Annotated in this window: 14 protein-coding genes; 7 read left to right on the forward strand and 7 right to left on the reverse strand. The window is 37.8% G+C overall.

Going from position 1 to position 15,594, the window contains the following annotated elements; all coding sequences use genetic code 11:
• The first annotated feature begins 7 nt into the window (after positions 1–7).
• From nrdB to tyrP, 4 genes are all read left to right on the forward strand, one after another.
• Complete coding sequence (nrdB, locus tag BTA34_RS10350) at positions 8–1,138, forward strand: class Ia ribonucleoside-diphosphate reductase subunit beta (RefSeq protein WP_151435555.1); 1,131 nt, start codon at positions 8–10, stop codon at positions 1,136–1,138.
• 25 nt (positions 1,139–1,163) lie between these two features.
• On the forward strand, positions 1,164–1,442 hold the full coding sequence (yfaE, locus tag BTA34_RS10355; RefSeq protein ID WP_151435556.1) for a class I ribonucleotide reductase maintenance protein YfaE: 279 nt from the start codon (positions 1,164–1,166) through the stop codon (positions 1,440–1,442).
• 90 nt (positions 1,443–1,532) lie between these two features.
• Positions 1,533–1,766: a YgdI/YgdR family lipoprotein gene (locus BTA34_RS10360; RefSeq protein WP_151435557.1), complete on the forward strand. Its 234-nt coding sequence runs from the start codon at positions 1,533–1,535 to the stop codon at positions 1,764–1,766.
• Between the two features lie 181 nt (positions 1,767–1,947).
• On the forward strand, positions 1,948–3,159 hold the full coding sequence (gene tyrP / locus BTA34_RS10365) for a tyrosine transporter TyrP (protein WP_151435558.1): 1,212 nt from the start codon (positions 1,948–1,950) through the stop codon (positions 3,157–3,159).
• An 84-nt stretch (positions 3,160–3,243) separates the two neighbouring features.
• Here tyrP and BTA34_RS10370 read toward each other — a convergent pair whose 3' ends face one another.
• Positions 3,244–3,786: a YfaZ family outer membrane protein gene (locus tag BTA34_RS10370; RefSeq protein ID WP_151435559.1), complete on the reverse strand. Its 543-nt coding sequence runs from the start codon at positions 3,784–3,786 to the stop codon at positions 3,244–3,246.
• Between the two features lie 283 nt (positions 3,787–4,069).
• Here BTA34_RS10370 and BTA34_RS10375 point away from each other — a divergent pair, with 283 nt between their 5' ends.
• Entirely contained in the window at positions 4,070–5,527 is a 1,458-nt protein-coding gene (locus tag BTA34_RS10375) for a catalase (protein ID WP_151435560.1), read from the forward strand.
• A gap of 132 nt (positions 5,528–5,659) precedes the next feature.
• Here BTA34_RS10375 and menE read toward each other — a convergent pair whose 3' ends face one another.
• From menE to BTA34_RS10405, 6 genes are all read right to left on the reverse strand, one after another.
• On the reverse strand, positions 5,660–7,096 hold the full coding sequence (menE, locus tag BTA34_RS10380) for an o-succinylbenzoate--CoA ligase (RefSeq protein WP_151435561.1): 1,437 nt from the start codon (positions 7,094–7,096) through the stop codon (positions 5,660–5,662).
• Positions 7,084–8,055 (reverse strand): o-succinylbenzoate synthase, encoded by a 972-nt coding sequence (menC, locus tag BTA34_RS10385; RefSeq protein ID WP_151435562.1) that lies wholly within the window; start codon positions 8,053–8,055, stop codon positions 7,084–7,086. Before menC ends, menE begins: the two co-directional genes overlap by 13 nt.
• Positions 8,055–8,912 (reverse strand): 1,4-dihydroxy-2-naphthoyl-CoA synthase, encoded by an 858-nt coding sequence (gene menB / locus BTA34_RS10390; protein WP_151435563.1) that lies wholly within the window; start codon positions 8,910–8,912, stop codon positions 8,055–8,057. The genes menC and menB overlap by 1 nt, the downstream gene beginning before the upstream one ends.
• Positions 8,913–8,924: 12 nt before the next feature.
• On the reverse strand, positions 8,925–9,692 hold the full coding sequence (gene menH / locus BTA34_RS10395) for a 2-succinyl-6-hydroxy-2,4-cyclohexadiene-1-carboxylate synthase (RefSeq protein ID WP_151435564.1): 768 nt from the start codon (positions 9,690–9,692) through the stop codon (positions 8,925–8,927).
• Positions 9,667–11,361: a 2-succinyl-5-enolpyruvyl-6-hydroxy-3-cyclohexene-1-carboxylic-acid synthase gene (gene menD, locus BTA34_RS10400; protein ID WP_151435565.1), complete on the reverse strand. Its 1,695-nt coding sequence runs from the start codon at positions 11,359–11,361 to the stop codon at positions 9,667–9,669. Before menD ends, menH begins: the two co-directional genes overlap by 26 nt.
• Positions 11,362–11,707: 346 nt before the next feature.
• Positions 11,708–13,039, reverse strand: coding sequence for an isochorismate synthase (locus BTA34_RS10405; protein WP_151435566.1), 1,332 nt, complete (start codon positions 13,037–13,039; stop codon positions 11,708–11,710).
• Positions 13,040–13,249: 210 nt separating this feature from the next.
• Between BTA34_RS10405 and BTA34_RS10410 the strand changes: the two genes are divergently transcribed.
• Both BTA34_RS10410 and BTA34_RS10415 read left to right on the forward strand, forming a co-directional pair.
• On the forward strand, positions 13,250–14,464 hold the full coding sequence (locus tag BTA34_RS10410; protein ID WP_151435567.1) for an alpha-xenorhabdolysin family binary toxin subunit A: 1,215 nt from the start codon (positions 13,250–13,252) through the stop codon (positions 14,462–14,464).
• Between the two features lie 15 nt (positions 14,465–14,479).
• A complete protein-coding gene (locus tag BTA34_RS10415) occupies positions 14,480–15,523 on the forward strand; it encodes an alpha-xenorhabdolysin family binary toxin subunit B (RefSeq protein ID WP_151435568.1) in 1,044 nt (347 codons plus the stop codon).
• The last annotated feature ends 71 nt before the right edge of the window (positions 15,524–15,594 follow it).

The raw sequence follows: 15,594 nt of genomic DNA on the forward strand, positions 1-15,594 counted from the left end.
GGAAGCTATGTCTTATACTACTTTTTCACAAGTTAAAAATGATCAACTTCAGGAGCCAATGTTTTTTGGGCAGCCTGTTAACGTAGCGCGTTATGATCAGCAAAAATATCCTATTTTTGAAAAGCTAATTGAAAAACAACTCTCCTTCTTCTGGCGTCCAGAAGAAGTGGACGTTTCTCGTGATCGTATTGACTATAATGCGTTACCTGATCATGAAAAACATATTTTTATTAGTAATTTAAAATATCAAACACTGTTGGATTCGATTCAAGGAAGAAGCCCTAACGTGGCATTCTTACCTTTGATTTCAATCCCAGAGTTAGAGACATGGGTTGAAACATGGTCATTCTCTGAAACCATTCACTCACGCTCTTATACTCATATTATTCGTAATATTGTTAACGATCCGTCTATTGTATTTGATGACATCGTTGAAAATGAAGAAATTTTAAAACGTGCGCGTGATATTTCTTCTTATTATGATGAGTTAATCAAGCTGACAAACCTTTATCACATGTATGGAGAAGGCGACCATCAGGTTAAAGGTAAAACGGTTCATGTCACATTACGTAAATTAAAGAAACAGCTTTATCTGTGTTTAATGAGCGTCAACGCACTAGAAGCGATTCGTTTCTACGTTAGCTTTGCCTGTTCATTTGCCTTTGCGGAGCGTGAATTAATGGAAGGTAATGCTAAAATCATTCGATTAATTGCTCGTGATGAAGCGTTACATTTAACCGGAACACAGCACATGCTGAATTTACTGCGTTCAGGTCAAGATGATCCTGAAATGGCTGAAATTGCGGCTGAATGTGAACAAGAGTGTTATGACCTGTTTGTTGAAGCAGCAGAGCAAGAAAAAGAGTGGGCGGAATACCTATTCTCTGAAGGCTCTATGATTGGTTTAAATAAAGATATCCTTTGCCAATATGTTGAATATATTACCAATATTCGCATGCAAGCTGTGGGTCTTAAATTACCATTTAAAGCACGCTCTAACCCTATTCCATGGATCAATGCATGGTTAGTGTCTGACAACGTTCAAGTTGCACCTCAAGAAGTTGAAGTCAGTTCTTACCTCGTGGGTCAAATCGATTCACAAGTTGATACTGATGACTTAAGTAACTTTGAACTGTAATACTGAGAAATAACACCGATACGTTATGGCATCTCATAAAGTGACCCTGCATCAGCAGGGTCTTTCAACACTTTTAGAATTTCATACTGACACTCACCCTTCTTTGCTTGATGCATTAGAACATGGGAAAGTCCAAGTCGAATACCAATGTCGTGAAGGCTATTGTGGCTCTTGTCGTCTACGTTTAGTGAAAGGCAAAGTATGTTATCGCAATGAACCTTTAGCGTTTATCCAAGCCGATGAAATACTCCCCTGTAGCTGTCATCCCATTAGTGATATAGAAATAGAAATTTGCTCTGAATAATTTGAATTATCTTAATTTTTGCTTTTTTCTAACACTCTTGTTCAATTTTGACTAAGGTTAAATTAACACGATAAAAAAAGGAAAAGCATTATGAAATTAAAGTCTATTTTCTCAGCCGTTGCTATTTCTACATCAATTCTGCTTGTCGCAGGCTGTTCAAGCCCACAAAAAATAGAAACAGTAAATGGGGAAACAATTTTAACGACAGATAAACCCCAAGAAGATGAAGCAACTGGATTAATTACCTACAAAGATTCAGAAACAGGGCAAATTAAACAAATTAATCGTGATCAAATAAGACGAATGGTAGAGCTTGACGATTAACGCGCCTATAAACATTTCTCTTAAAGCGCCAACTCATATTTATGATTGGCGTTTTTTTATTCACAAAATCCTTTTTGTAAACTAATCATTACACTATACGTAATTAAAATTTGACAGAAATTTACCATTCTTATACTCTGCTTTCCAAGTAAATAAAATAGTCTAGTGAACAGAGGATCTTGTGAAGAATCGCACTATAGGCAGTGTTTTTATTGTTGCAGGAACAACAATCGGGGCTGGTATGCTGGCAATGCCGCTGGCTGCTGTGGGTATTGGTTTTAGCACTATGTTGCTATTGCTCGTTGGCTTATGGCTATTAATGAGTTATACCGCATTACTGCTGGTGGAAGTTTATCAATACAATGATCCTCATACTGGTCTTGGCTCTATTGCAAAACGCTATCTTGGTATCGGTGGTCAAGTGATCACTGGACTCGCACTATTGCTATTAATGTATGCACTAACAACGGCTTATATTAGTGGTGCCGGTGAACTGCTCTCATCCACACTCTCGTCTTGGATTGGTCATGAGCTTTCTGTCACACAAGGTATCATTATCTTTACAGTAATTGGTGGTGCTGTGGTAGGAATTGGTACAACATCGGTTGATATGATTAACCGTTTATTGTTTACCGCAAAAGTTTTCTTCCTCATATTTATGCTGATTGTGATGTTACCTCACGTTGAATCAGTAAACTTAACCTCAATGCCTGTGGCATATGGGCTTATTCTTTCTGCTATTCCTGTTATCTTTACCTCATTTGGTTTCCACGGTAGCGTGCCAAGTATTGTAAGTTACATGAACGGTGATATTAAAAAGCTACGTATTATCTTTATTATTGGTAGTGCCATTCCGCTTGTTGCTTATATTTTATGGCAAATTGCCACATTAGGCGCCATCCCAACAAACACATTTATGGGGATTATGGCGCAACAATCTGGATTAAATGGCTTACTGACTGCTATTCGTGATGTTGTTGCTACACCTCGCGTGAATATTGCGGTAAACCTATTTGCTGCGCTAGCATTAGCCACCTCATTTCTTGGTGTTGCATTAGGTCTATTTGATTACCTTGCTGACCTATTTAAACGCAGTAATCGTGCAACTGGTCGTATGCAATCAAGCCTATTAACCTTTGTGCCACCTTTACTCTGTGCGCTTTATTTTCCTAACTTTGTGCAAGCCTTAGCCTATGCCGCTATTGCATTGTCAATTTTAGCGCTACTGTTACCGGCTTTATTAGTATGGAAAGTCAGACAAGAACAAAACGGTGCTGATAAATACAAAGTTAAAGGTGGGAAAGGTACATTGGCCGTTGTGTTTATTTGTGGCTTAGTGGTTATTGGTATTCAAATCGCTATCACCTTTGGTTTATTACCACAGGTCGGCTAAATACTCACTTATATCAACAACAAAAAAGCAGGTGCTGATTTTTCAACACCTGCTTTTTATTTGATCTTATCTGCTTTTTCTAGATTAGAAGCTTAAACCCGCGCCAACATAGAAACCATCAGCAATTTTATTATTACTTCTATTATGTGAGTTTTCGATTTCAATCACACGGTAACCCGCATTAACATGCAGTGGTTTAAAGACCGTTAATTGAGCGCCCACATCGGCTTCATAATAAGACTTGCTGCCAGAGGTTAATCCTTCAGGAGAAGCATAAGCTTCACCATAAACATTCAATGAAGGGAGTACATTCCAGTTTAAACCAACACCACCAGCTAGTGCAGCACCATCATCGCCATTTTTTGGTGATAAATAGAGTGCTTTACCTCCAACGCTCGCTGAAAAAGGTCCTAATGGTAATGCAAATTTTGTCCCTAGGCTGCCCATCTGACCATCATGATCACTACGCGCCCAGTTACCATTAAAAGATAGCCCTGCGTTAGGATTGCCTAAACCCGCACGAACATCAGTGTAATGTTTACCCGCTTGAATATTCATTGATACTGCATTTGCATTACCAGCCATAAATAACGCACTTACAGCGCCGACCAATAAATATTTTTTCATTGTTATTACTCCAGCAAATAATTGTCCTAACTTATAATTATACAACAAATTTATTAAACCACTTTAGCTAAAATTGAAAGCTAATCTGTAGAATTTTCAATCTATGTAAATAAGTTACATCTATCAATGTTATTGGTCTAATTGGTTTTATTAATGGGTTTATTATTGCTAAAGTGGAATTGCAGTCAATATTAACCATAATAAGTATAAGGCTGTTCGCTTCGTTTTATTCACACATGCTATTTTTTAGAACGTTCATTATTTCATAAACTGGAGATATGTGATGGAAAAGAAAAAGCTAACAACAGCGTCTGGTGCGCCGGTTGTAGACAATAATAACTCTATGACAGCAGGTCCTCGTGGCCCTATGTTGCTTCAAGATGTCTGGTTTCTAGAAAAACTTGCTCACTTTGATCGTGAAGTTATTCCTGAAAGACGTATGCACGCAAAAGGCTCTGGTGCTTTTGGTACATTCAAAGTGACTCACGATATTACAAAATATACTCGTGCTAAAATATTCTCTAAAGTGGGTAAAAAAACAGACATGTTTGCTCGCTTTTCTACTGTTGCGGGTGAACGAGGTGCAGCAGACGCCGAACGTGATATTCGTGGCTTTGCGTTAAAATTTTATACCGAAGAAGGTAACTGGGATATGGTGGGTAACAACACCCCTGTTTTCTATCTTCGTGATGCCTTGAAATTCCCTGACTTAAACCACGTTGTAAAACGTGATCCTAAAACTAACCTACGCAATATGGCATATAAATGGGATTTTTTCTCTCATTTACCAGAAGCTTTACACCAGTTAACCATTGATATGAGTGACCGTGGTTTACCGCAAAGCTATCGCTTTATTCATGGTTTTGGTAGTCACACTTATAGTTTTATTAATAAAGATAACGAGCGTTTTTGGGTTAAGTTTCATTTCCGTTGCCAACAAGGCATTAAAAATCTGATGGATGATGAAGCGCAATTACTAGTAGGTCAAGACAGAGAAAGCTCACAACGTGACTTATTTGATGCTATTGAGCGCGGTGATTTCCCTCGTTGGAATTTACAAATTCAAGTGATGCCAGAAAAAGAAGCCTCTAAAGTTCCTTATAATCCTTTTGATTTAACGAAAGTTTGGCCTCATGCGGATTATCCATTAATCGATGTAGGTTATTTTGAATTAAATCGTAACCCTGAGAACTATTTCTCTGATGTAGAGCAAGCAGCATTTAGCCCTGCGAACATTGTTCCGGGTATTGGTTTCTCTCCTGATAAAATGTTACAAGGTCGCCTATTCTCTTATGGTGATGCACATCGTTATCGTTTAGGTGTTAACCATCATCAGATCCCTGTTAATGCGCCACAATGCCCATTCCATAATTATCATCGTGATGGTGCAATGCGTGTTGATGGCAATAGTGGCAGCGGTATTACCTATGAGCCAAATAATGGCGGTATGTTCCAAGAACAGCCTAATTTCAAAGAGCCACCATTATCTATCGAAGGCGCGGCTGATCATTGGAACCATCGTGAAGATGAAGATTACTTCAGTCAACCTCGTGCTCTGTATGAATTACTGAGTGATGAGGAGCACCAACGTATGTTTGCTCGTATTGCAGGTGAGTTAATTCAAGCAAGTAAAGACACTCAAAAACGTCAGATTGCCCTATTTAAGAAAGTCCATCCTGAATATGGTGCGGGTGTTGAAAAAGCAATGAAAGCATTAGCAAAAAAAGAAGACGCTAAATAACCGTATAATAAGAAGCCCTGTGAGCAACTCGGCACTCATGCCCCTAGTTAAAAGCTAGGGGCATATTTTTATATTAAAGGATATTTAACTATATAAATTAAAGACTTCGCCTTTAGTATTAATAAATAACAATTATATCTTCTTAAGAGCCATTTGCCCTTTCACCCACTCTTGCACTTGTTTACGGGAAATTTTAATTCCGCCATTTTTAAGGCTTTCAGGGAGTTGCAGGCAAGCAACGGGTCGTTGAAATCCCGCTAATCGAGAGTGATACCATTGTGGTAATTGATTGATTATTTCAATTTCTGCATCAACAACTGCGACTGGACGTTGCCCAAATTCAGTATCATCAATAGGAACAATAAAAGACTGGCTTACACTTGGATGTGTATTAAGTATTTTCTCAATATCTTCTGGTTGAATACCTTCGCCAGCACTGAAAAAGAGATTGTCTAAACGACCTAAAACACACCATTCATCCGCGATAAAACCCCCTTTATCTCGTGTTGAATACCAGCCATCCGCAGTGAGTGATAACGGTTTTAATTTACCATCAAACCAATAACCTAAAGCAATACTGTCTGATTTAATCTGGATTTCATCATCGAGTGTTCTTACACTTTTGCCTTTTAATGGTAGCCCTACTCCCGCTTTACCGTCTGCGCGTTTGGCGCAAACTGTGGATGCCATTTCGGTCATACCATAACCACACCAGCATTGAACGCCCCAATGTTCTGCTTCTTGCGTTAATTCAATGGGGATCATCGCGCCACCTAATAGAACAGATTTTAAGCTGAACGAGTGCTGCTTATCTTGTTGCGCTTTATTTTGTAAGAAACGCCAAAGCTGAGTCGGTACTAAAGAGGCATGAGTACAACCTTGTAATGCATCGACAAAAGGATGCATTTCACGCACCACCAGCGTTGCACCTCGTAACAACCAACGCCAAAAAACACCTTGTCCTGAGACATGAAACAAAGGTAAAGAGAGTAACCAGCTATCGCCTTTTTCAAAGGGCATTAATGATAAAACACCTTCCGCACTGCAAAGATGTGCATCAAAAGTATGAACAGCCGCTTTAGGTAAACCCGATGAACCCGATGTCAAAATAAGCGTTGCCATGCGAGATGGCTCCCACTGTACAGCTTCTGTTTCATTTTTATGTTGACGTGGTGCGTTATCAAACTCAACGCCATTAAGATCAAGCAAAGTCGCATCCAGATCGAGGGTTGATTCACTCAGATCAGCATAAAAATCAATATTTAAATGAGGTAATAAATCATCAAGTAAAGACTTTGGAAGTTGTGGATTTAAAGGTAAAACCTTAGCTCCACATTGAAAAACAGCGAGTAATGTAAAAACAAGATTGAGGTTATTTTTTCCACGCAATAGCACAGTGCTTTGCGTATCAACACCTTGTTTAGCAAAATTGTTAGCTAAGTGATTAATATGACAACTGAGTTGCTGCCATGTAATAGGTGAAATACCTGAAATGATGGCCGTTTCATTTGGGTAGAATTGCGCCCAGTGATGCCACGGCCATTGTTTAAATGGAACTACTGTTGCCATACTGTCTCTAGTTGTTCAAGAGAGATAAGTGGAATATCCACGTTTGGCCAAGGACGAATAAGTTGTTGTTTAATTAAATCAACGGTATCCAATCCCGGAATAGTATTCGGTGTTAGCCACTGCGCAATTCTTGCCAATTGAGTCAGCCCAAAGCTGCTTTCAATACTTGAACTGATAATGGCGTCTAGCCCTAAAGCATGAGCTTGTTCAACAAAAGATTGACAGCGTTCAAGGCTTCCCACCAATGTAGGTTTGATAACAATTGTTGTTACACCAGCTTGAGGTTTGATTTCAAAACCTTCATCGCGCACCGTTTCATCCCAAGCAATGTTAATTCCTGTTGCTTGTGAAAAAGCGAGTGATTCTTCAGGTGTTTTACATGGCTCTTCTAAGAATGCAATGCGATCTCGCCATGCAGGGTTTACGTATTTCGCAAATCCTTCGGCTTTTGCTGGCGTCCAACTTCTGTTCGCATCCAATCTTAATTTTAAGTCTGGGATCGCTTCTAATAACAGATTAACCACTATTCCGTCACGCACAGCTTCATATAAACCCACTTTGATTTTAGCGACTTTTTCACCTTCCATATCATTAAGGCTTAAAATCAAATCATCAGGATCGCCATTACATAAAGGTGCGGCACGATAATTCGCGTCTTGTGGCAATGTGCCTTCAAGCTCTGCTAATGCACAGCTAATACCAAAAGCAACACTGGGTAGTTCACTATAAACCGGGTTTTCACCCGCACACCAAGCGGTTAACCAAGATTGTGCAGCTTCTTGGGCTTGTTCTAAAGTTTCACGGCTAAACTCAGGAAGAGGTGAAATTTCACCCCATCCTTGTTTGCCATTTTGCTCTAAACAGACCAGAAAACCATCACGCGTTTTTAGCCTTTGATAGCGCAGAACAACGCCTGCATCTACAGGTAGGCTGAATGAATAGAGTTTGGCGTTTCGCATTATGGGTTACGTTTAAATCGAGAGAAATCAGGTTGACGTTTTTCGTTAAAGGCGTTGCGGCCTTCTTGACCTTCATCAGTCATATAGAACAGCATAGTTGCATTACCCGCTAATTCTTGAAGACCAGCTTGACCATCGCAATCTGCATTTAATGCAGCTTTTAAGCAACGTAATGCCATTGGGCTGTTTTCCAGCATTTCACGACACCAACGTACCGTTTCTTTTTCAAGAGAAGCATAAGGAACAACGGTATTAACCAAGCCCATTTCTAAGGCTTCTTTTGCATCATATTGACGGCATAAGAACCAGATTTCGCGCGCTTTCTTTTGACCGACAATACGTGCCATATAAGAAGCACCCCAGCCACCATCGAAAGAGCCAACTTTAGGGCCTGTTTGACCAAAAATCGCGTTTTCAGCAGCAATGGTTAAGTCACACATCATATGAAGCACATGACCACCACCGATAGAATAACCTGCAACCATTGCGACAACAGGTTTTGGACACGTACGGATTTGGCGTTGGAAATCCAGCACATTTAGGTGATGTGTACCGCTATCATCACGATATCCGCCGTAGTCACCACGAATTTTTTGGTCACCACCTGCACAGAATGCTTTTTCACCGGCACCTGTTAAAATGATTGTGCCAATTGCATCATCATAACGAGCATCCGCTAACGCTTGGATCATCTCTTTCACTGTCAAAGGACGGAAAGCATTACGTACTTGCGGGCGGTTAATCGTAATTTTTGCAATGCCATCGACTGATTTATGATAGAGGATATCTTCAAAACCTTCCGAACAATCCTGCCATTCAATCGGTGCATATAATTTTTCTTCGCTCGGGTAAAGCATAATTAGGTTCCTTTAACCAAAGAGGGATAAAACATGATTTATCACCGCCGCATAAGCAACAGGCTGTGCCTGATGGGCATTATGTCCAGCGTGCGGGATAGTCGTTAATGGCAGCGAATATTGCTGCGCAATAGATTGAAATTTATTATCTTTCTCACCACAAAGCCAAATAAACGGTAATGTGAGTTGCTGTAACTCTGTGACAAGCCAAGGCTGATTGCCTAAAGAAAGCGTTTCTAAACTTTCTGCAATACAAAAACCAGCATTACGACAACGTTTTTCAACGAGGAATTGGCGTTTCTCATCACTTAAATCGGCAAATACGGGTTGCTGATACCATTGTGTCAATACGTCACGGATAGGCTCATTACGAAAACGCTCAGCCCAGTGTTTATCATGTGCAATGCGACTTTGTCTTTCCGTTGCATCATATAAACCCGGATTTCCACCTTCTACAATCAACCCCATTAATCCCGTAGTATCACCAAAACACGCATGATACATCGAAATTCTGCCACCTAACGAATAACCAATTAACCAATAGTGGTCAATACCTTGCTCTTTAAGTGTCTCTGTCAGCAAGGTACTCACTTCAACAAAATTTTTCGCGCTGATAGAAGCAGAACCACCATGACGAGGCAAATCAATCACCAGTGATGGATATTCATGGCAAGCCTGAATGACAGGTTCCCATTCACAACCCTCACCTAATAGCCCATGCAACCAAACTAACCAAGGCCCTTCATTATGGGTATTATATCGTTGACATGCTAAAGTCATGAGATGTTACCTGTTTTACCAGCTGATTTAATGTTTTTGCACCATCAGTATCATCAACAATTAATTCAATTAATGTCGTTGTTGGCGCCCCTGCCCAGCATTTCTGAACAGTCGTTAACAGTGCATCCCAACTTGTTGGTGATACATAATGCAAACCAAACATTGCGGCTGCATGTTTGAAATTTAGTGAATGAGGCATACAGTAAAAGCGTTCTCGCTCTGCCTCTGGCGTTGGTAGCATTGAAAATATTTGCCCACCGTTATTATTCACTACGATAATAACATTAGGCGCATAAACTTGTTGATGTAACGCTAAACTATTTAAATCATACAGTGCAGATAAATCACCCAATATTGTTAATGTGGGCTTTTCTGTTGCACGATGAACACCCGCAGATGTTGAAATTAAACCATCAATACCACTTGCGCCTCGATTACTCATCACAGGATAACCTTGTGGTAACTGAGCAAATGCATCGATTAATCGTACTATCAGACTATTACCAACAAATAATTGTCCATCATTAGGAAGTAATTTATCTAATTGGTGCGCAACCTGTGCTTCACCAAAATAATCGGTTATTTCACTGACTTTCTGATAGGTCTGTTTAGCGATATGAGTTAATGCATTAGCCCACGGTAAATTATCGACCGCAGAATGTGCTGTTAACCACTGCATTGGTGATAATGTAAATTTCTCACCTTGATGATGACCCGGATCTAAGCGCCCCGGAATTGGATCAATAATCCAATACGTTTTGGGAGAGCATCCTACTTGCCATTGTAATAAGCGTTTTCCGGTTAAACTAGAGCCAAATTGAACAACGATTTCAGCCTTATTTAATTCTGATTTTATCTGTGGATTATTCAACCATAAATCGGCACAAGGTAGTGGCTGCCCTGTTTGAGATAATACATCACCCAATAAAGGCCAACCTAATTGCGCAGCCCATTTTGCAACTTCAATCCCCTCTTCTGGGCTAATACGCCCTGCAATAACGACCCCTTTTTTCTGGCGTATAACATCCCATTGAGGATGCGTTGATACAGCGGTAAAAAGAGATCCTTGTAACCACGGCTTATCACTTTGCCACCAATGACCTAATGCCTCAGTCCACGGCGTGGATGTTTCAATATCATCACCATATAACGGCTCAGCAAAAGGACAATTGACGTGTAATGCGCCATGAACCAATGTGTTCATCGCATTATCAAGTGTAGAAACTAACCAATTTGCGGGAATATCAGTTGTCGGTCGTGGTAAAGAGAGTGTTTGTGAAGGATGAGTTGCAAAAATACCTTGCTGGCGAATTGCTTGATTCGCGCCACAATCAATTAATTCAGGCGGTCTATCTGCGGTTAAAAAGATCACTCGTTCACCCGTTAATCCTGCTTCAATTAAAGCGGGATATAGGTTAGCGACCGCAGTACCCGATGTCACAATAACAGCAACCGGTTCTTTCGATGCTTTTGCAAGCCCTAATGCTAAATGCCCCAATCCACGCTCATCAAAATGCGTATGACAGGTTAATTTATGATTTGCGGCTGCGGCAAGTGTTAAAGGTGTCGAACGAGATCCGGGTGCAATACAGATATGGCGTAAACCATGACGAGTCAAAGTTTCGAGTATAACTTTAGCCCATTGGCGATTAAACGAACTATTAGACATTGATCATCCCAACAACGAAAACCTGCAATTGCTATTATAATATCTGTTCCTAAATACTTTTCTTTAGCCTAGTTCAATGAACAGTCGTTTTCGTTAAATAAATCGTTAAAGAAACACTCAAAGAGTGCATTATTTAGGCTAATCATCCACTCTATTTTCAATGAATTCTTTTTATCGTTAAGAATAAGAATAAATAGCACAAGTGGCTTAAAGAATAGCATCAATTAGTTAACAAATCGTAATAGTTAATTGAAAAGTAGCACTAAAAATGCACTTAAAATAAAACCATCAAATTATGATGGTTTTAATAATGCTATTTAATAAATTTGAGACTATCTGTAAGTAATTAACTCTCTTTTTCCAACAATGTGCGTAGACCTGCGGCTTTATTCTCAATTTCGGTCCATTCTTGTAGAGGATCTGAACCTGCAACAACACCGGCACCTGCATAAAGTGTCAGAGTATCATCATGCAGCTCGCCACACCGTAGACTGACTGCAAACTCTGTGTGTGGTAATCCTAAATATCCTGCTGAACCCGCATACCAACGGCGTTCAAAAGGTTCATGTTGACGAATAAAAGCACGAGCAATGCTACGAGGTAAACCACATACGGCAGCAGTAGGTTGAAGTCGTTTTAAGCAGTCAATATCATTAGAATGAATTAATTTGCCATGTATATAGCGACGAAGATGCTGCACTTTACGCAACCGAATAACATCTGCGGGTGAAACATCGATACCTTCTACACCACCCTGTAATCGTTGACAAATATCATCGACGACCACCAGATTTTCATGCTGATTTTTTTTGTCATTCATCAGCCAATCTGCAAATTCTGTCGCTTGTTGTTCATTGTCAGAGCTGGCTGCCGTTCCTGCTAACGCTTCGGTATGCAGCATCAACTCATCACGCTTATATAATCGTTCTGGGGTTGATCCCATAAATGCATCAGAAGGCGAAAAAGCCAGCATATAATGATAGCAGTGATGATTAACATCACGACTTGCTTTCATAAATTGAATCGCTTTTAACGGATTATCCATCGTCAAGCAAGTTGCCCTTGCGGGGACAACTTTTTCAAATAAGCCTTGGCTAATCTCATCTAAAGCAATATTGAGATAGTGAGTCCACTGCTCTTGCGTTAAAGAGTGATTAACATGCGTCACAGAAACAGACAGTGGTTCAATTTCTACGGCTTGATTTAATGTTTGCAGAAAATCTAATGTATTTTGCTTATCACCTTCATCCAACATATTGAGATGAACAGAAAGCTGTTGCTGGTGGCGTCTAATTTCAATGCGAGGCAAAAAAAGGTAGGCATCATCACCTTTTACTTCATCAATACGACCCGGAATAATGGTATCCCACGCATTCAAGCCCCAAATACGGACATCATCAATACAGAGATCCGATTGATGCACAGCTAAAAATTGGTGTGCATCTTCAATATGATTGAAACAGCGTAATTGTCCACAGGCAGCCACTTCTTCATGCTCATCGCGATGCTGCCAATAAAATTGAGGATAATACGACTGCGCAGCAAGCCATGAGAGCAATGAAAATGAAACCTCTGCCGGCAAGGTGACTTTCAAATGTAAAAGATTACCTTGTGCTGTCAGATTTATATTTTTAACTTTTTCGTACAGTGTCGAAAACACAGGATTAACCTTTTCCACTCCAAATACCCACAACTAATTAAAAGGGAGATTATACGTCTCTATACGAATTATCAAAGGGCTGATTAATTATAACCTTTGTCATTTATCAAAGTTTTGTATTTTTCATGTTACAAAGTAGAAGCATTAACTCGCACTTCTGAAATAACCAACAAATCTTCATTAGATAAAGTGGTAAAGATAAAAATTTTCATACATAAGTGAGGTTATATGGATACAACCACCTTTGAACACGTCGATAAAATTATTGAGACGTCTGATATTCCTAAGGTAGCTTTGGGGTTAATATTAGGTATAGATATTGAAGATGGACGACTGCCTGGTATTGTGACATCTCATGATTTAATAAAAATAAAGTCTTATGTTAATAAAGCACTTTCTCTTCCTTACAAAATAGATGATGTCATCAAATTTATTCATTACAGTAAAATAAATGAATCACAACTCTCTCCTGATAATATTTTATCTCTGTTCATTCAAATACGGGAGCATGCATTTGAATGGAATCAAATTGAATATGCAATAAAGCAACAAGCAATTGATTTAGAAATAATGGGTAGAGAAATCACTTCTACAGGTGAAAATGTCATTTTATTTATTAGTCAAATGCCTTTATTAGCAAAAATATCTACTATTATTAATGATATTTCTGAACAAGAGTTAAAAAATATTCGATACACATCTCAAGATAAAGAAGTTTCAACACAATTAATTCATATATTAGAAAGTATGAAAGAGGATATTGAAAATGAACGTGATAAGACCATAAAAATAAAAGACAGCTTATCTACCTTTAGAAGTAAAATAATGGGAGGCAAAGATAGCCAGAATGTCAATCATCATTCTATTTATCACGACATTCTTAACAAGAAAAGATTTATTAATGAGTTTTATACAGATAATAGTCGTTCACTTATTGAAGAACGAGATTTACTCGTTGAAGAAATAGAAATGCTCAAAGATGAATATAAACACTATGTTGGTCTTGCATTTACAGGGCTAGCAATAGGTATTATTGGTGTTATTATCACTGGAGGAATATTCGGCTCCAAAGCCGAATCTATACGTAAAAAGAAAAATGAACTGGTTGAAAAAGTAAAAAAAATCAATATTGACATTGATATTTATGCCAATTTATCCTTACATTTAAATACACTTTATATTGAATTATCTGAAATAGAACTATTTATCGAAGATGCAAATATGGCGTTAGAACATATTGAATATGTTTGGCAAGCTATATTAACAGAAATAGAAACATCAATAATCCATTTTAATAAAATTAACAGTGCATTAGAGCTGATTAAATTTAGTATTTACCTAGAAAAAATTATCGCGCCTTGGTATATGGTCATTGGTTACTCAAAGGAGATCTTACTCTCTTTTGATGATGCTCTTTCTACATTTTATTCATCTAAAGATTAACAAAAGGATATTGTTATGAGTCATAATGAAAAACCCGTCAATTTAGACGAATGTTTTAAACATAATCAATTATTTCATGCGCACAGAAATATTCTCTCTTTAAGTAATAGTAAATGTTATCTAGATAGTACACTTGAGGAAGAAGTTAATAATCTATTAGAAACAAATAATAAAAATATTGAACGTATTATTTATTTTTCACTTAGTTTAAAAAGCAGATTAAGGCAAAGTTTATTTAATGATATTTTTAAAACAATAAATGAAATTGACAATGAGATAAAAACAGGAAATCTTGATGATGAAATAAAAAACAAATTAGAAAAAAAAAGAAAAGAAATAATCAGTATATTTTCAAATGAAATAGATGAAATAGAGAAAATGATAAATGAACACACTCATTCACTTTCAATTGAAATCAATAAATTAAAAAATAAATTCCTCACAAATAAAGTAATACCTTTTATCTATGATAAAGAAAATGATGTTAAAATATGTTCAGAAGAGATTATTATCTTAGAAAGTACATCAGAAAAAACAAAAAATGAGTTAGATATCATTCGTGATAGTGAAGATATCTTACATAAAAGAAATTTTTTCGATCTTTTCAAAAACAAACTTCCTCAACAACAACAAATTGAAGAACTTAATATTGAAACACAAGAAAAAAACGTTTTATCTTCATTAGTAAAAATACTGAGTAATTTATTTTCCACATTAGATTCTGGTTTTTCTTATAGTAAAGTTGTTGAAACTCGGCATCAACTTACTTCGCTTTATTTATCACAAATAAAAAGCCTTCATCAATTAAAAGCTAAGCAGCAAAAAATATTATTAAATATGAAACATCATTATAATATTATGGATATTGATTACTTTCTTCATATATTGATTAAACAGTTAACATTTCTATCTGAAAGTTGGCGAGAAATAGCCTTAAAAATATCAATATTAGAAAATAACATCTTATTAAACGAAGAGATTATTATTCCTATCTTCTCATTTTTAGATGATTTCTCTTTATATTATGAGAGCGCAGACAAAATAAATATTTATCAATAATCATTAAAAAACGGCTCTATAAAAGAGCCGTTTTATTATTTAACTATACGTTATTACAACACGTTATTACG

The organism is Proteus sp. CD3, assembly GCF_008808075.1.
In the GTDB taxonomy this organism is placed as follows: domain Bacteria; phylum Pseudomonadota; class Gammaproteobacteria; order Enterobacterales; family Enterobacteriaceae; genus Proteus; species Proteus appendicitidis.